Raw genomic sequence first — 17,777 nt, forward strand, 5'->3', positions numbered from 1 at the left:
CCCTCTTGAGGACGGGCATAGGGTACTCCCGGGTTAGATCATGCTCATTACCTATTTATGGTTATATTTAATCGTCATCACGGACAGATAGACGGCTAGATTTCCATTTAATTTGATTGCTGCTAGGATGGGCATCACGCAATTGCATGGATGTAAGGGGTACGAGCGGTGTCGAGCAGAGAGTCGAACAAGAAAGCGGATGTCACAGCCAGGCTGGAAGCCTGTCTCAAGGAGCGGATCCTGATCATCGACGGGGCCATGGGCACCATGATCCAGGGCTACAAGCTCGGCGAGTCGGACTATAGAGGCGAGCGGTTTGCGAACTGGCATACCGACATCAAGGGCAACAACGACCTGCTGGTGTTGAGCCGTCCCGCCGTCATCCGCGAGATCCACGACCAGTATTGTGCCGCCGGGGCCGACATCCTCGAGACCAACACCTTCAACGCCACCCGCATCGCCATGGCGGACTACGAGATGGAAGCGCTCTCGGCCGAGATAAACCGGGAGGCGGCCCGCCTGGCCCGCGCCGTGGCGGACGAGTGGACCGCCAAGGACCCGGCGAAACCGCGCTTTGTGGCAGGGGTACTGGGCCCCACCAACCGTACCGCCTCCATCTCGCCGGACGTGAACGACCCGGGCAAGCGCAACGTCACCTATGACGAGCTGGTGGCCGCCTACACCGAATCGACCCACGCCCTGATCGAGGGCGGTGCCGACATCATCCTGATCGAGACCATCTTCGACACCCTCAACGCCAAGGCGGCCGCCTTCGCGGTGGACCTGGTGTTTGAGGAGCTGGGTTACAGCCTGCCGGTGATGATCTCCGGCACCATCACGGACGCCTCCGGTCGTACCCTCTCGGGCCAGACCACCGAGGCCTTTTACCACTCCCTTCGCCACGTCAAACCGGTCTCGTTCGGCCTCAACTGTGCGCTGGGGCCGGACGAGCTGCGCCAGTACGTGGAGGAGCTGTCCCGCATCAGCGAGACCCATGTCAGCGCCCACCCCAACGCCGGTCTGCCCAATGCGTTTGGCGAGTACGATCTGGACGCGGTAGAGATGGCGGAGCATATCCGCGAGTGGGCCCAAAGCGGCTTCCTCAACCTGGTGGGCGGCTGCTGCGGCACCACCCCGACCCACATCCGCGCCATGGCGGACGCCGTGGCGGGCATCAAGCCCCGCGCCCTGCCGGATCTGCCGGTGGCCTGTCGGTTGTCGGGCCTGGAGCCTCTCATCATCACGGCGGACTCCATGTTCGTGAACGTGGGTGAGCGGACCAACGTCACCGGCTCGGCCAAGTTCAAGCGCTTGATAAAAGAAGGGCTCTACGACGAGGCCCTGGACGTGGCCAAGCAGCAGGTGGAAAACGGCGCCCAGATCATCGACATCAACATGGATGAGGGGATGCTGGACGCCGAGGCGGCCATGGTGCGCTTCCTGAACCTCATCGCCGGGGAACCGGACATCGCCCGGGTGCCGGTGATGATCGACTCCTCCAAGTGGGAGGTGCTGGAGGCGGGCCTCAAGTGCGTGCAGGGCAAGCCGGTGGTCAACTCCATCTCCATGAAGGAGGGGGAGGACAAATTCATCGAGCAGGCGAAACTGCTGCGCCGCTACGGCGCCGCCGTCATCGTCATGGCGTTCGACGAGGTGGGCCAGGCCGATACCCGGGCCCGCAAGTTCGAGATCTGCCAGCGCGCCTACCGCATTCTGGTGGACCGCGTCGGCTTCCCGCCGGAAGACATCATCTTCGACCCCAACATCTTCGCGGTGGCGACCGGCATCGACGAGCACAACAACTACGCGGTGGACTTCATCGAGGCGGTGAAGGACATCAAAACGCACCTGCCCCACGCCATGATCTCCGGCGGTGTCTCCAACGTCTCTTTCTCCTTCCGTGGCAACGAGCCGGTGCGCGAAGCCATCCACGCTGTCTTCCTCTACCACGCCATCAGGAACGGCATGGACATGGGGATCGTCAACGCGGGCCAGCTTGCCATCTACGAAGACATCCCGGCCGAGCTCAAAGAGAAGGTCGAGGCGGTGGTGCTGAACCTCAACGACAACGCCACCGAGGCGCTGCTGGCCATCGCAGAGAAGTATCGCGGCGCGGGTGCCCAGGCTGAGGATCCGCGGGATCAGGAGTGGCGCAGCTGGCCGGTGGGCAAGCGGCTCGAACACGCCCTGGTCAAGGGGATCACCGACTTTATCGAGGAGGACACCGAGGAGGCGCGCGCCCAGGCCGAGAAGCCGCTGCACGTCATCGAGGGGCCGCTGATGGATGGCATGAATGTGGTGGGCGATCTGTTCGGCGCCGGCAAGATGTTCCTGCCCCAGGTGGTGAAGTCGGCCCGGGTGATGAAGCGGGCGGTGGCCTACCTGCAACCCTACATCGAGGCGGAGAAGTCCGGCGGTTCCAGCAACGGCAAAATCGTGCTGGCCACCGTCAAGGGCGACGTGCACGACATCGGCAAGAACATCGTCGGGGTGGTGCTCCAGTGCAACAACTTCGAGATCGTGGATCTCGGGGTCATGGTCTCCTGCGAGACCATCCTCAAGACGGCCCGGGAAGTGAACGCCGATATCATCGGCCTGTCGGGCCTCATCACTCCGTCCCTGGACGAGATGGTGCACGTGGCCAAAGAGATGGAGCGTCAGGGGTTCAAGCTGCCGCTGCTCATCGGCGGAGCCACCACTTCCAAGGCCCACACCGCGGTGAAGATAGAGCAGAACTACTCCGAGCCCGTGGTCTATGTCTCCAACGCCTCCCGCGCCGTGGGGGTGGCCCAGAGCCTGCTGAGCCCGGAGCTCAAGCCCGCCTTCGTGGCCCGCATCGACAAGGAGTACGAGATTGCCCGGGATCAGCATGCCCGCAAGCAGCCGCGCTCCAAGCCGGTCTCCCTGGCCCACGCCCGCGCCAATCGCCATCAGCTGGACTGGGTGGGCTATGAGCCCCCGGCGCCCCGGGAGCCCGGCGTGCAGACCTTCGAAAACGTGCCCATCTCTGTGCTGCGCCCCTACATCGACTGGACGCCGTTTTTCCTGAGCTGGGAGCTGGCGGGCAAGTTCCCCCGCATCCTGGAGGATGACGTGGTGGGGGAGGAGGCGACGCGCCTCTACGCCGACGCCAACGCCATGCTGGACCAGCTGGAGAAGGATCAGAGCGTGCGCTGCGCCGGCATCGTCGGCCTGTTCCCCGCCAACGCCGTGGGGGACAGCATCGAGGTCTACACCGACGAGTCCCGCACCCAGGTGCGCAAGGTGCTGCACCACCTGCGCCAGCAAAGCGAGAAGCAGGGCTTCCCCAACTACTGTCTGGCGGACTATGTGGCGCCGAAAGAGAGCGGCAAGCCCGACTGGATCGGTGCCTTCGCGGTGACCGGCGGCATCGGCGAGGAGGCCATCGCCAAGGCCTACAAGGCGGACCACGACGACTACAACGCCATTCTCATCCAGGCGGTGTGCGATCGCCTCGCCGAGGCCTTTGCCGAATACCTCCACGAGCAGGTGCGCAAAGTGCACTGGGGCTATGCCCCGGACGAGGCGCTCAGCAACGAGGAACTGATTCGCGAAAATTACCAGGGGATACGTCCGGCGCCGGGCTACCCGGCCTGCCCGGAGCACACCGAGAAGGGGAGCATCTGGGAGCTGCTGGACGTGGAGCAGGCCATCGGTATGCAGCTCACCGAGTCCTACGCCATGTGGCCGGGGGCGGCGGTATCCGGCTGGTACTTCTCCCACCCCGAGAGCAAATACTTCGCCGTGGCCCAGATCCAGCAGGATCAGGTGGAAGACTACGCCATGCGCAAGGGGATGACCCTGGCAGAGGCCGAACGCTGGCTGGGGCCCAACCTGCATTGATCCCCGTCTGCCCCGCCTCACACGGTGCGGGGCAGACGCCGGGTACGCACGCCATATCGAGGTTGCCATGAAGATTGGATTTGTCGGTCTGGGGGCTGTGGTGCAGACAGCCTATCTGCCTGCACTCGCCGCACTGGCGGAAAATACCGAGATATGGGGTTTTGATCCCGCCATCACCTTGCCCGGCGTCATGTCTACGCCGACCCTGGAAGCCCTGCTGGCCGAACCCCTGGATCGGCTGGTGATCGCCACGCCTTCCCTGCTGCATCTGCCCGTACTGGAGCAGGCGCTGGCCAGCGCCATTCCCCTCATCCTGGTGGAGAAACCCGTGGTGGCCACCCTGGCCCAGCACGATCGCCTGCACGCCCTGCTGGCGGACCCCGAGGTCGCAGCCAGGGTGCTGGCGCTGGATCACTGGATGGCCCGCAATGCCGTCCAGCAGTTGCTGCTGAGCGGCAAACTGGATGAAGGCTGGCAGCCTCGGGCACCAGGCGGCGCCGGGGTCGGGCTGGCCACCCTCGCCGATATCAGCGCGGTGGAGGGCTTTTTGCTGGAACCCTGCGGCCTGGACGAGACGGGGCATCCCTATGCCCTCAACTTCGCCACCGGGGAGCCGGATCGGCGGGTCCTGCGCCATCCAGACGGGGTGATCCTCGACATCGGCACCCATCTGCTGGCGATGATCCGGGAACTGCTGGTGGCCCTGGGTGGGGACGACCGCCTGCACCTGATCGCGGAGGGCGTCTGCGACCGGCTGGGGCAGCCCATCCGGTGTGGGGATCTGGAGAGCGCCGAGGGGCGGGCCTGCCTGCGCGGCGAGGCGGCAGGGGTGCCCCTGACCCTCTGGCTCGACAAGTATGCCGGTCCCAGGGTGGAGAAGAAGGGGCTTTGCCTGCACTTCAAAGACGGGCGGCGCATCGAGCTGCTTCGCCGCGGCAACCTGGAGTGGCTGCACCATCACGACGTCGACGGGATGCGGGGCTGGCAACGTGAGGGGCCCCTCTATCGCCACTGCATCGCCCAGACCCTGCTGGCCCCCGTGCCTTTGGGAGGCTGGGCCGGCACCACGGCGCGCCGTTTGCAGGAGGTCGCCCTGCTGCTTGAGTTGCAGCAAGGGCTGCGCGGCCCCCATTGACGTCGCTGGCGCCATCCGGCATGAGGGCTGGTGGCTGGCGCCGTCTTGCAGAACGGTCCGTTCTTGAGTGCGGCACTCTCGGTTTTTGCCCGTTCTTGCAGAACCGCGCATGGTGAGGGGAAAGGATTGGCGTTGCCAGTCGTTCATGGCACCTTATACTCTCCAGTCCGATTATCAGGTCTGCCATTTCCATGAATATTGCCATTTTATCCCGTGAGCCCAACAACTACTCCACCCGCCGTCTGGTCGAGGTGGCCCGGGCCCGTGGGCATCAGGTCGAGGTGCTCGACACCCTGCGCTGCTACATGAACATCGCCTCCCACAGCCCCTCCATCCATTACGAAGGACGGGAGCTGGAGAGCTATGACGCAGTGATCCCGCGCATCGGTGCCAGCATCACCTTCTATGGCACCGCCGTGCTGCGCCAGTTCGAGATGATGAGCACCATGGCTCTCAACAGCTCGGTGGCCATCTCCCGCTCCCGGGACAAGCTGCGCGCCATGCAGCTGCTCTCCCGTCACGGCATCGGCCTGCCGGTGACCGGCTATGCCCACAGCACCCACGACGTACCGGATCTCATCACCATGGTGGGGGGCGCCCCCCTGGTGGTGAAGTTGCTGGAGGGCACCCAGGGGATTGGCGTGGTGCTGTGCGAGACCCAGAAGGCCGCCGAGAGCGTCATCGAGGCCTTTATCCAGACCAACAACAACATCCTGGTGCAGGAGTACATCCGCGAGGCCAACGGCGCCGATATCCGCTGCCTGGTGGTCAACGGCAAGGTGGTGGCCGCCATGCGCCGCCAGGCCCAGCCGGGGGAGTTTCGCTCCAACCTGCACCGGGGGGGCACCGCCGAAGCCATCAAGATCACGCCGGAAGAGCGGGCCACCGCCGTGCAGGCCGCCAAGATCATGGGGCTGGACGTGGCCGGGGTGGATATTCTGCGTAGCGCCCGCGGCCCGCTGGTGCTGGAGGTGAACTCCTCCCCCGGCCTGCAGGGGGTGGAAGCTGCCTCCGGTAAGGACGTGGCGGGCAAGATCATCGAGTTCCTCGAGCTCAAGGCGAGCCGCAAGCACAAGCCGGCGGAATGAGTCCCAAACGAGTGTCAGACAGGTAAACACAGGGCGCCCTCGGGCGCCTTGTTGCTATCTGGGGGGGTGGGCTGGAAGGCAGCGGGCTTGCCGGGAAGAGTCTCCCTTCTCCCACTGTGTTGAACAGCCGGGAAGAAGGGCCGGGAATGAGGGGGCTATGCCGCCCCGGGGGCGCCGGGGATCATCACCAGCCGGGCGCTGAAGACCCCCTCCACCAGATGGGTCTCAATTTGCCAGCCCAGCTTCTCGCAGATGCGCTGGATGATGGTGAGACCGCAGCCGTAGCCGAGGATCTGATCCGGCGCGGCGGCGGTGGGGTTGCTGATGGTGAGCACCTGCTCGTGCAGGGTGATCTCGATGTGCCCCTCGGCGTAGCTCAGGGCGTTTTTCAAGAGGTTGCCGAGGGCGATGGCGAGCAGAGAGAGGGGAGCCTGCACCTCGCTCTCCTCGTCCAGTTGCAGGCGAATGTCCAGCGTCTCCCGTTGCAGCAGGGGGGCGAGGCGGGTCAGCTCCCGGCGAATGAGCGGCGCCACCTGCTGGGGCGGGCGTTCCACGGCCTCCTTGCGTCCCAGCAGCAGGAAGGTTTCGGTGAGCAGGGCCATCTCGTCGGCGGCGGCGCGGATGCGGCTGACGGCGCGGGCTGCCGGGGCGGGCAGGTCATTCACCTTGCCGAGCAGGGCCGCGGATCCCTGGATCACCATGTTGGGGGTGCGCAGCTCGTGGCTGGCAAAGCGGCTGAACTCCTGTTCACGGGCAAACACGGCGGCTACCTCGTGCTTGCCCGCCAGCAGCGCCTGCTCTATCTCTCGCAGCTCCTGCCAGGGGGCATCGGGCACGAAGTCCCCCTGATCCGGGGTGAGGTGGGCGACCCGCTGGCGCAGCCGCTCCAGCGGCCTGGTGATGTGACGCACCAGCCAGATGCCGAAGGCGAGGCTCCCCAGCAGCAGGGCCAGGCCGATGAGGCGGGTCACCAGATGCAGCTTGGCTTCGTAAGGGTCCAGGTAGTCGTCCGCATCGTCGTTGAACACCAGATAGAGCAGCCCCTGACCCGAGGGGTGGGCGCGTACCAGGAAGTGCTTGTCCTCCCGGCCCAGCTGATGCTCGAAGAAGCCTGGGCTCTGGTAGGCCTTGAGCCAGGCGGGCAGGCGGCCCGCCTCTGTCCAATAGCTGGAGAACTGGCGCGGGCTGGGGGCGGGGGCCGCCATTCCGAGGCGCAACCAGTCGTCGTCATAGCGGGTTGCCTCCGCCTCCAGCCAGTGGCGCAGGCTCAGCTCCTCCATCTTGTTCTCGGCCACCACCATCAGCAGGCTCAGGATCACCAGCAGCAGCAGACCGGCCCCTCCCAGCGCCAGCACCAGGCGCCGGCGCAGGCTCGGCAGACCGGAGGCAAGGGGCGGCGTCGGGTTCGTCATGGGGTCACCAGCCGGTAGCCCTGGCCGTGCAGGGTCTCCAGCATGGGGGTGGGGAAGGGCTTGTCGAGTACATTGCGCAGGGCATAGATGTGGCTGCGCAGGGCGTCGGAGTCGGGCTCCTCGTCGCCCCAGACGGTGTCGAGCACCTCCTGGCGCGTCACCAGCTGGGGCGCGCGCTTCACCAGCAGGGTGAGGATCTGGAACGGGATCTTGCCGAGTTTGAGCTCCACCCCGGCGCGGGTGGCGCGGCCGCTGGCGGGATCCACCGTCAGATCGCCAAAGCAGAGCACGCCCATGTCCCCTCTGGGGCCACGCAGGCTGAGGGCCTCCAGGCGCACCTCCAGCTCCTCCATGGCGAACGGCTTGACCAGATAGTCGTCGCCCCCCGCCCGAAAGCCTGCCAGCTTGTCCTCCAGGCTGTCACGGGCGGTGAGAAAGAGCACCGGGGTCGCGATGCCGTCCGCACGCAGCCGCTCCACGGTACGCAGGCCGTCGAGGCGCGGCATCATGACGTCCATGATGATGACGTCGAAGCGCTCCTGGGCCAGCAGTTGCAGCGCGGCCTGGCCATGATAGGCGCAATCCACCCTGTGCCCGGCCAGCGCCAGATAGTCCATGATGGTCTCCGCCACCTGGGGACTGTCTTCCACCACCAGTATTTTCATGCTCTGATCTCCTGGTCTGTGCCGATATTTCACGGCCATTTCACACCGGATGGGTCATCCTGTGTGCCAGTGTAACCCCGAGGATCCCCGATGAAGAAGTCTCTCTGCGCCTTCTGGTTATTGATTCTATTGCCTTTTGGTCTGGTGCAGGCGGACGAGTTCAAGCTCACGGGCCGCACCACCTGGCAGCTTGGCCAGTTGATGGTCAATGGCATTCCCTTCGTGATCGATGAGCGCACCCGCTTCAAGGATGGCCTGGATGAGGACGATCTCGGCGGGACCTGGGTCGATCTGGAAGGGGTCGTGCAGGAGACGGCGGCAGGGGCGCGGCGGCTCGTTCGCGAGGTGGAGGCGCTGGAAGAGGAGGACGAGATGGAACTGGAAGGGCCGGTGGAAGGGGGACGGATCTGGGGCTATGTCACCTCGGATGGGAGCCTCTCCCCGTTCGAGGGACGCTGGCTGGAGCTGGAGTGCAAGTTTGACGGCATGCGCCTGAGCCAGTGCCGGGAGGATGACTGACCGGTCAGGGCGGACCGGGAAAAATTGCCCGTCCGGGGCCATAGTTAAACCTCACCCCGTGACCCCGGACCGCCTGCCATGACCCGAACCGCACTCTGCCTGCTGCTGTTGCCCTTCTGCACCCTTGCCGACGACGCCGAGCTCTGGCTGGTGGAGCTGGAGCACAACGACGGGGTGCGCCTGCAATTCCAGGGGGCTGAGCTGGAGCTCGGCAGTGCCGAACTGCACGGCGTGGCGCAGCCGGACGGGCTCGTGCCCGGTATGCACCTCGCGATCCAGAGCCGCTACGGCGTCGCCGAGACGATCCGGGTGCTCGACGGGGCGCCGGATCCGGCGCTCGGGGCCAGCTGGCGGCGGGCGGAGGATCGACTGCTCACCCATAATCAGCAGGCATTGCTGCTACAGGATCTCGGTGTGCTGGTGTTTGATGCTGACACTCGCTGGATCAACGGCAGCGCCGCCGATCTGCAACCGGGTCGCCGCCTGGTGCTGAGCCGGGATGAAGAGGGCCGCCTCACCGATATCCTCATTCCTGACCCCGAGGATCCCCTCGACGCCGAAGAGTGAGACCTCTCTCCCTTTCCCCTTGTTAATGGCTTGTACTTTAAATTTCCCCACTTATACTGGCGCACATCTTGTCGGAGTGCTGACCGTCGAACGACGCTAAGCTGAGACCGTTAATTCGGGATCCGTGGAACCTGATCAGGTTAAGACCTGCGAAGGGAAACAAGGGTAACTTGCGGGTTACCGCGCCGGGGAAGGCACACCTTCCCGCCAGCTGGAGGCAGACCGCCTCTGGCTGCCACAGGCGCACAGGGGGAGGTTGTCCCGTCCGGTTGTCCTTAGGGCGCCGGGTTTCCAGACTAGGGAAACACCGGGACGGCAGAGCAGGGAAGATCCATGCCCGACTCACTCCCCCCAGCACATCCCGCCGCAAGTTCATCTTCTCCTCGAACTCCAGACAAGCAAACACCCATAACTTCAACCAGTTAATGTGAGTTTTGCTATGTCTACTTCCGTATCTGATACCACCAAATCCAGCCGCCGCGAGCAGCGCTCCAGCGCCCAGACCTTTATCGACAACCTCAAGGGGATGGCTCACCCCAATTCCCGCCGCATCTTTATCCAGGGCTCCCGCCCCGACATCCGGGTGCCTTTGCGGGAGATCCAGCTGGCCGATACCTTCGTTGGCGGCACCAAGGAAGCCCCCCAGTTCGAGCCCAACGAGCCGGTGCCGGTGTACGACACCTCGGGTCCCTATGGGGAAGACGCCGCCCCCATCGACGTGCGCCGCGGTCTGCCGCGCCTGCGCGAGGAGTGGGTGCTGGAGCGCGCTGACACCGAGGCGCTGGAAGGGCTGAGCTCCACCTTCACCCAGGAGCGCCTAGCCGACGAGGGGCTGGATCACCTGCGCTTCGAACACTTGCCGAGCGCCCGCCGCGCCAAGCCGGGCCGCCGGGTGACCCAGCTGCACTATGCCCGCGCGGGCATCGTCACCCCCGAGATGGAATTTATCGCCCTGCGCGAGAACATGGGCCGCGAGCGGGTTCGCTCCGAGCTGCTGCGCACCCAGCATCCGGGTCAGGGCTTTGGCGCCAGACTGCCGGAGAACATCACGCCGGAGTTCGTGCGCGATGAAGTGGCCGCCGGCCGCGCCATCATCCCCAGCAACATCAACCACCCGGAAGCGGAGCCCATGATCATCGGCCGCAACTTCCTGGTGAAGATCAACGCCAACATCGGCAACTCGGCGGTCACCTCCAGCATCGAAGAGGAAGTGGAGAAGCTGGTCTGGTCCACCCGCTGGGGCGCCGACACCGTGATGGATCTCTCCACCGGCCGCTACATCCACGAGACCCGCGAGTGGATCCTGCGCAACAGCCCGGTGCCCATCGGTACCGTGCCCATCTACCAGGCGCTGGAGAAGACCAACGGCATCGCCGAAGACCTCACCTGGGAGCTGTTCCGCGACACCCTGCTCGAACAAGCCGAGCAGGGGGTGGACTACTTCACCATCCACGCCGGTGTCTTGCTGCGCTTCGTGCCCATGACCGCCAAGCGCCTCACCGGCATCGTCTCGCGCGGCGGCAGCATCATGGCCAAGTGGTGCCTCTCCCATCACAAGGAGAACTTCCTCTACGAACACTTCCGCGAGATCTGCGAGATCTGCGCCGCCTACGACGTCAGCCTGTCGCTGGGTGACGGCCTGCGTCCGGGCTCTGTCTATGACGCCAACGACGAGGCCCAGTTCGCCGAACTGCGCACCCTGGGCGAGCTCACCAAAATTGCCTGGGAATACGACGTGCAGGTGATGATCGAGGGCCCCGGCCACGTGCCCATGCACATGATCGAGCGCAACATGACCGAGCAGCTGGAGCACTGCCATGAGGCGCCCTTCTATACCCTGGGCCCGCTCACCACCGACATCGCGCCGGGTTACGATCACTTCACCTCCGGCATCGGCGCGGCGCTCATCGGCTGGTACGGCTGCGCCATGCTCTGCTACGTGACCCCCAAGGAGCACCTGGGCCTGCCCAACAAGGAGGACGTGAAGCAGGGCCTAATCACCTACAAGATCGCCGCCCACGCCGCGGATCTGGCCAAGGGCCACCCGGGCGCCCAGATCCGCGACAATGCTATGTCCAAGGCACGCTTCGAGTTCCGCTGGGAGGATCAGTTCAACCTGGCGCTGGATCCCGACACCGCCCGCGCCTATCACGACGAGACCCTGCCCCAGGAGTCCGGCAAGGTGGCGCACTTCTGCTCTATGTGCGGGCCCAAGTTCTGTTCCATGAAGATCACCCAGGACGTGCGCGACTACGCCGCCAAGCTGGAAGCGGTGGAGATCAAGCTGGTGGGCATGGACGGCCAGCAGGAGCGGGTCGTGGCCGAGGTGGAGAGCGGCATGGCCCGTAAGGAGACGGAGACCTTCAAGCAGGCCGACGTTGAGAGCGGCATGGCGCGGATGGCCGAGACCTTCAAGGAGACCGGCGGCGAGATCTACCACCAGGCGGCGACCCTGAAGCAGGCCGCAGGGGAGGAGGCGTGAGCAGCGAGCGCGGGGCTGTCAGCCCCGCCGACCTGTCCGCGGTGACGCAGGCCCGTCCTGTGGTCTGGACCATAGCGGGGTCCGACTCCGGCGGCGGCGCCGGCATTCAGGCCGACTTGCACACCCTGCACGATCTCGGCGTGCACGGCTGCTCCGTCATCTCCGCCATCACGGCCCAGAACTCGGTGGCGGTGAAGATGGTCGACCCCGTGTTGATGCAGACCTTCACCGCCCAGATCGACGCCCTTAGCGTCGATCTGCCACCTGCCGCCATCAAGATTGGCCTGCTGCCGACCCGGCTGCACGTGGAGGTGCTGGCCCGCCGACTGGCAGCCACCCCGGCCCCCTTCGTGGTCTACGACCCGGTGGCCATTGCCAGCACCGGCACCCCCATGGCCGAGCCCGGCATGCTGGCGGCGGTGCGCGAGCACCTGCTGCCGCGCCTCTCTTTGATTACCCCCAACGGCCCCGAGCTGGAAGCCCTGACCGGCCTGCCCGCCACCAGCCCCGAGCTGGTGCGCCTCGCCGCACGGAGGCTGCGCGAACTCGGCGCCCGCGCCGTGCTGGTGAAGGGGGGCCACCTTGAATGGGGCGGGGATCTCTGCCTCGACTACTACCAGGAGGAGAGCCGCGAATTCTGGTTGGCGGCGCCGCGCCTCGATACCCGCCACGGTCACGGCACCGGCTGCTGCTACGCCAGCGCCATCGCCGCCGTGGTGGCGCAGGACTACCCGGTGGAAGACGCCATCACCCTGGCGCGCGCCTACCTGCAACAAGGCTTGGCAGCGGCGCAGGGGGTGGGGGCGGGCCCCGGCCCCATCGCCCATCTGGGCTGGCCGACCAGCCTCGCCCACTTCCCCCGTGCCGTGCTGGCGGGCTCAACCCTGGATCGCCATTTCGGCCTGTATGAGGCTAGCAGCACTCGCCTGCCGCAGGGCCCCTTTGCGCCGACCGAGCAGAGCCTTGGCCTCTATCCGGTAGTGGATTCGGTCAAGTGGCTCAAACGCCTGCTGGGGGCCGGGGTCAAGACGATCCAGCTGCGCATCAAGGGTCTACCCGCCGCCCAGGTGGCACCGGCCATTTTTGATGCGGTCGCGCTCGGTCGCCGCCATGGGGCGCGGCTCTTTATCAACGACTACTGGCAGCAGGCCATCGAGGCGGGCGCCTGGGGCGTGCACCTGGGGCAGGAGGACATGGAGACCGCCGATCTCGCTGCCATTCAGGCGGCCGGGCTGCGCCTTGGCATCTCCACCCACGGCTACTTCGAGCTGATGCGGGCCCGCGAGCTGGCCCCCTCCTATATCGCGCTCGGCCATATCTTCCCGACCAACACCAAGGTGATGCCTTCGCGCCCCCAGGGGCTGGTGCGGCTGCACCGTTACCGCGCCCTGATGTGCGACTGGCCGACGGTCGCCATCGGCGGCATCAGCGAGGAGCGGGTGGCGGCGGTCAAGGCGAGCGGGGTCGGCAGCATCGCGCTGGTCTCGGCAATTACCGGAAGCCGAGACTGGCAGGGTGCGACCGAGCGGCTGCTCGCCGCCGTGGGGGCGGGGGACGAGCCACGTTCGGCCACGGCCATAAGAGAGGTGGACCATGCGCTCTGATGCCGCGTCTCTCAGTGACGAAGAGTATTTGCGCTACGGCCGCCAGCTGATGCTGGCGGAAGTGGGGGAGGCGGGTCAGGCGCGGCTGAAAGGCAAATCCGTGCTGATCGTGGGCCTGGGCGGGCTTGGCTCGCCGCTCGCCCTCTATCTGGCCGGGGCCGGGGTGGGCACCTTGTGGCTGGCCGATGGCGATACGGTCGATTCCAGCAACCTGCCGCGCCAGATCCTGTTCGATAGCGAGGCGGTCAACCACTCCAAGGCCGAGCTGGCCCGCGAGCGGTTGGCGGCTCACAACCCGCTGGTGGAGCTGATTGCCATTAACCAGCGGCTCGATACCGCCAGCCTGCCGGAGTTTGTGGCCGAGGTGGATCTGGTGATCGACTGCTGCGACAACCTGGCCACCCGCCAGGCCATCAACGCCGCCTGTGTGGCCCAGGGCAAACTCTGGATCTCCGCCGCCGCTGTGGGCTGGCAGGGGCAGTTGATGGCGCGTTCCAGCACGGAGCACGCCTGCTACGCCTGCCTCTATCCGCAGGATACGAAAGTCAGTCAGAGCTGCGAGACCAGCGGCGTCACCGGCCCGCTGGTCGGGGTGATGGGCTCCCTGCAGGCGCTGGAGGCGCTGAAACTGCTGCTTGGCCTGCCTAGCCCGGTCGCCGGCACCCTGCGCCGTTTCGATGCGCTGGCCCATCAGTGGCAGACCCTCACTCTGGCCCCCGATCCCGATTGCCCGGTTTGCGGGCCGCACAAGGAGATCACCCCATGACCTTGACCATTCGACTCAATGATGAAGCCCAGCCGCTGGCGGCGGGGCAGAGCGTGGCCGACCTGCTGGCCGCGCAAGAAGTTAATCCCCAGGGGGTGGCGGTGGCCCTTAACGGCGCCGTGCTGCCCCGTGGCCGCTGGGCCGAGACCCGTCTCAATGACGGGGACGAACTTCACCTCTTTACCGCCATTGCCGGAGGCTGATCCATGATGCTCACAGTCCCATCTTCGAGCGCTCTGCCTTGCGGCGGGGCCTCATCTCTTCTTATCGCAGTGGCAGGAGGCTGACATGCTCAAGATTGCCGATCACACCTTCTCCTCGCGCCTCTTCACCGGCACCGGCAAGTTTGCCCGCCCGGATCTGATGGCCACCGCCATCGAGGCGAGTGGCTCCCAGCTGGTCACCATGGCCATCAAGCGGCTCGAACCGGGTAAGGCCCACGACGATATCCTCACGCCCCTTCGGCAACTCGGGGTCAAGCTGCTGCCCAACACCTCCGGCGCCAAGACCGCCGCCGAGGCGGTGTTTGCCGCCCACCTGGCCCGCGAGGCGCTGGGGACGAACTGGTTGAAGCTGGAGATCCACCCCGATCCTCGTTACCTCTTGCCTGATCCCATCGAGACGCTGAAAGCCGCCGAGCAGCTGGTGAAAGAGGGATTCGTGGTGCTGCCTTACTGTGGGGCGGATCCTGTGCTCTGCAAACGGCTGGAAGAGGTGGGCTGCGCCGCCGTGATGCCGCTTGGCGCGCCCATCGGTTCCAATCAGGGGTTGGTGACCCGGGAGTTTCTCTCCATCATCGTCGAGCAGGCCAATGTGCCTGTGGTGGTGGATGCGGGGATCGGTGCGCCGAGCCACGCGGCCGCCGCCTTTGAGCTCGGCGCCGACGCCGTGCTGGTCAACACCGCCATCGCGGTGAGCGGCGACCCGGTCGCCATGGGGCGCGCCTTTGCGTTGGCCTGTGAGGCAGGCCGTAGCGCCTATGAAGCCGGCCTCGGCGCCCGCGCCCTGCAGGCGCAAGCCTCCAGCCCGCTCACCGATTTTCTGGGGGCGCTATGAGTCATGATGTGGGCTCAGGGCGAGAGCCAATGGCAATGGCCTCTTCCTCGGTTTCTCCCGAGGCTGATGTGTTTAGCCCCCCTCTCCCTCTGGGAGAGGGGCTGGGGGTGAGGGCAGAGGCTGATTCGGTGCTTGAAGGAGGCGAGTTCTGCGCTCCTCCCCCTCCCCAGGGGGAGGCCGGGAGGGGGTTGGATTTTGCCAATCGTTGGCAGGAGCTTGATTGGGACGATATCGGCATGCAGATCCGCGCCAAGACTGCCGCGGACGTGGAGCGCGCCCTGAGCACCCCGCGCCGCACCCTGGCCGATTTTATAGCGCTGATCTCACCAGCCGCCGAGGCCTGGTTGCCGCAGATGGCAGCCGAGGCCGAGCGGCTGACTCGCCAGCGTTTTGGCAACACCATCGGCTTCTATGTGCCCCTCTATCTGTCGAACCTGTGTGCCAACGACTGCACCTACTGCGGCTTCTCCATGAGCAACCGCTTGAAGCGCAAGACCCTGAATGCAGAGGAGATTGAGCGCGAGTGTCTGGCCATCAAGGCGCGCGGCTTCGACAGCGTGCTGCTGGTGACCGGCGAGCACGAGCACAAGGTGGGGCTCGGCTATTTTCGCGAAGTGATGCCCATCATTCGCCGCCACTTCAGCACGGTGGCGATGGAGGTACAGCCCCTCTCGCAAGACGAATATGCCGAGCTCAAGACCCTCGGCCTCGATTCGGTCATGGTCTATCAGGAGACCTACCACGCCCCCACCTACGCGCGCCACCATCTGCGTGGCAACAAGCGGGACATCGCATGGCGCCTCGCCACGCCGGATCGGCTCGGCCGCGCCGGTATTGACAAGATAGGGCTGGGGGCGCTGATCGGTCTCTCATCGGACTGGCGCGCCGACAGCTACTTTGTCGCCGAGCATCTGAGCTGGCTTGAGCGCCACCACTGGCAGAGCCGCTATTCGCTCTCCTTCCCGCGCCTGCGCCCCTGCACCGGCGGGCTGGAGCCTGCCGTCATCATGTCGGATCGCCAGCTCGCCCAGCTAATCTGTGCCTGGCGCCTCTTCTCGCCCACGCTGGACTTGTCCCTCTCCACCCGCGAATCGGCTACGTTTCGCAACGGCGCGGTGCGTCTTGGCATCACCCAGATGTCGGCAGAGTCGCGCACCCAGCCGGGTGGCTATGCCGAGGGAGATGCTGAGGAGCTGGAGCAGTTCGCCATCCACGACGACCGCCCGGTGGGGGAAGTGGCCGCCGCCGTGCGGCAGGCGGGGTTGCAGCCGGTGTTTAAAGACTGGGAACCCTTCTTGGGACGATAGGGGCGGCCACGCCCCTCTTTGCCGCTAGCATCCCGGCGTCCAGCCAGACTCCGTGCCTGTGGCAAGCAGGCACGGCTTTGCCGTGCAGGACGTGAGGCCGCTGACCTCGAAGGGGTTTCGCCCGCCCTTCGGGCTTGGGCGAGTAACTTTTCTTTGCGTGGCCAAAGAAAAGTCACCAAAAGAAAGGCCACCCCCGCTTATTCGCCCTACTTCATCGGGTTCCTTCGGCTCACCCGCTTGTCCGACGGCACGCGCCGACGGGCCATCCATGGCCCGGCGCCGCTCGCTCGACATCCTGTCTCGCGGCCTGGACAATCGGGCTCGCCTCAGCGAATAAGAGTGGGAACCAAAACCGTGCCCGCCATAACCTCAGGGGAATCGTAAGGTGCAATAAGCGGAGCACATTGCTCCGCTTGTAAGTTAGTGTGGAATCATCCCGCATTCGTCAAGGCAAGTGCAATTCACGTCGTTCATTGCCCCCTACGTCATTTGTTAAGCATCGCGCCTTTCTACAGCAACTCTTGCAGGCTCTGGTAGCTGTGCGTAGAGCTCAGCGATCTGTTTGGGGCGTGTAATTCGGTCCTCAATAATGAAATTGATCATATTGAATAGGTGTTGTCCCATTTCGGGAGTGTCATTTAGATTTATCTCACCTGGGTGAACAGCATTATTTCCGACTACGCGGCAGAAATCGAAAGCTTGTTGAACCTGTACAGGAAGTCCTTTAGCAACAAGCGATTTTATGTCGGCGTTGATGTTTTCGCCTTTTTCGCCTAGTTCCGGCATCAGTTTCTGGATAGCGAGTCGTAGTAGCGCCACTGCAGCTCTGGGTGATCTAGCAAATATGCTCCGTGCCTCATGATATTCATCAATGACAGAGGCTGGCATGTCAGCATGTGGTGGTGCAACAGGAGCTTCAGCAGGAATGATCATGCGTGATTCGTACCAGTATGAAAGGCCATCACAGTGTTCACATTGACAGACGGAGATCGGTGATTTACTGGTGCTGTGATAGCCGAAAGAGAGAATGCCCCATTTCTGTTTTGCGAAGACAGCGCAATGGATGCAGTGGAATTGCTTCATTTGATCTTCTGGTGGGTAGTATTTGCTCATAGTTTCCTCATATGACGACTGATTTACAAAACCTGTGCTACACCGTTGGCTTGGTTTATCGATGGTGCAGACAAGGTCGTTACCAAAACGCGAATTCAACTCCGAAGTGCAACACCCGCCAAATCAAGCAACCTGTCGTAGTTCATCAAACACGATCTGCGGTTGCCTGAAATCCAAACATTTGCGCGGTCTAAGGTTG

Annotated in this window: 14 protein-coding genes and 1 riboswitch; of the genes, 11 read left to right on the forward strand and 3 right to left on the reverse strand. The window is 64.8% G+C overall.

From position 1 onward, the window contains the following. Window positions 1-168 precede the first annotated feature (168 nt). From metH to rimK, 3 genes are all read left to right on the forward strand, one after another. Window positions 169-3,864: a methionine synthase gene (metH, locus tag PG883_RS10385; protein ID WP_125117044.1), complete on the forward strand. Its 3,696-nt coding sequence runs from the start codon at window positions 169-171 to the stop codon at window positions 3,862-3,864. Window positions 3,865-3,931: 67 nt separating this feature from the next. Then, window positions 3,932-4,999: a Gfo/Idh/MocA family oxidoreductase gene (locus tag PG883_RS10390; RefSeq protein ID WP_125117045.1), complete on the forward strand. Its 1,068-nt coding sequence runs from the start codon at window positions 3,932-3,934 to the stop codon at window positions 4,997-4,999. Between the two features lie 191 nt (window positions 5,000-5,190). Next, a complete protein-coding gene (gene rimK / locus PG883_RS10395) occupies window positions 5,191-6,087 on the forward strand; it encodes a 30S ribosomal protein S6--L-glutamate ligase (RefSeq protein WP_010672657.1) in 897 nt (298 codons plus the stop codon). A 155-nt stretch (window positions 6,088-6,242) separates the two neighbouring features. Here the strand turns inward: rimK and PG883_RS10400 are convergent, their stop codons facing one another. Further along, complete coding sequence (locus PG883_RS10400; protein ID WP_048208915.1) at window positions 6,243-7,499, reverse strand: sensor histidine kinase; 1,257 nt, start codon at window positions 7,497-7,499, stop codon at window positions 6,243-6,245. Further along, window positions 7,496-8,164, reverse strand: a complete 669-nt coding sequence (locus PG883_RS10405; protein WP_039040446.1) for a response regulator transcription factor — start codon at window positions 8,162-8,164, stop codon at window positions 7,496-7,498. Before PG883_RS10405 ends, PG883_RS10400 begins: the two co-directional genes overlap by 4 nt. A gap of 90 nt (window positions 8,165-8,254) precedes the next feature. Between PG883_RS10405 and PG883_RS10410 the strand changes: the two genes are divergently transcribed. From PG883_RS10410 to thiH, 8 genes are all read left to right on the forward strand, one after another. Further along, window positions 8,255-8,683 (forward strand): hypothetical protein, encoded by a 429-nt coding sequence (locus PG883_RS10410; protein WP_270807190.1) that lies wholly within the window; start codon window positions 8,255-8,257, stop codon window positions 8,681-8,683. A gap of 78 nt (window positions 8,684-8,761) precedes the next feature. Continuing rightward, window positions 8,762-9,250 (forward strand): hypothetical protein, encoded by a 489-nt coding sequence (locus PG883_RS10415; protein ID WP_039040448.1) that lies wholly within the window; start codon window positions 8,762-8,764, stop codon window positions 9,248-9,250. Window positions 9,251-9,312: 62 nt separating this feature from the next. Continuing rightward, a riboswitch (TPP riboswitch) is annotated at window positions 9,313-9,426 on the forward strand. A gap of 263 nt (window positions 9,427-9,689) precedes the next feature. Next, window positions 9,690-11,732 carry a phosphomethylpyrimidine synthase ThiC gene (thiC, locus tag PG883_RS10420; protein WP_025202318.1) on the forward strand — a complete coding sequence of 681 codons (2,043 nt, stop codon included), beginning with the start codon at window positions 9,690-9,692 and terminating at the stop codon, window positions 11,730-11,732. After that, complete coding sequence (gene thiE, locus PG883_RS10425) at window positions 11,729-13,336, forward strand: thiamine phosphate synthase (RefSeq protein ID WP_025202317.1); 1,608 nt, start codon at window positions 11,729-11,731, stop codon at window positions 13,334-13,336. The genes thiC and thiE overlap by 4 nt, the downstream gene beginning before the upstream one ends. Continuing rightward, window positions 13,326-14,102: a HesA/MoeB/ThiF family protein gene (locus PG883_RS10430; protein WP_025202316.1), complete on the forward strand. Its 777-nt coding sequence runs from the start codon at window positions 13,326-13,328 to the stop codon at window positions 14,100-14,102. Before thiE ends, PG883_RS10430 begins: the two co-directional genes overlap by 11 nt. Beyond that, window positions 14,099-14,305, forward strand: coding sequence for a sulfur carrier protein ThiS (gene thiS, locus PG883_RS10435; RefSeq protein ID WP_005354315.1), 207 nt, complete (start codon window positions 14,099-14,101; stop codon window positions 14,303-14,305). The genes PG883_RS10430 and thiS overlap by 4 nt, the downstream gene beginning before the upstream one ends. Window positions 14,306-14,390: 85 nt before the next feature. After that, window positions 14,391-15,158 (forward strand): thiazole synthase, encoded by a 768-nt coding sequence (locus tag PG883_RS10440; RefSeq protein WP_025202315.1) that lies wholly within the window; start codon window positions 14,391-14,393, stop codon window positions 15,156-15,158. Between the two features lie 35 nt (window positions 15,159-15,193). Then, complete coding sequence (gene thiH / locus PG883_RS10445) at window positions 15,194-16,465, forward strand: 2-iminoacetate synthase ThiH (RefSeq protein ID WP_270807191.1); 1,272 nt, start codon at window positions 15,194-15,196, stop codon at window positions 16,463-16,465. Window positions 16,466-16,957: 492 nt separating this feature from the next. Here thiH and PG883_RS10450 read toward each other — a convergent pair whose 3' ends face one another. Continuing rightward, complete coding sequence (locus tag PG883_RS10450) at window positions 16,958-17,578, reverse strand: DUF4145 domain-containing protein (RefSeq protein ID WP_268451468.1); 621 nt, start codon at window positions 17,576-17,578, stop codon at window positions 16,958-16,960. Window positions 17,579-17,777: the final 199 nt, after the last annotated feature.

This window comes from Aeromonas sp. QDB25 (assembly GCF_027707725.1).
Taxonomy (GTDB): Bacteria; Pseudomonadota; Gammaproteobacteria; order Enterobacterales; family Aeromonadaceae; genus Aeromonas; species Aeromonas caviae.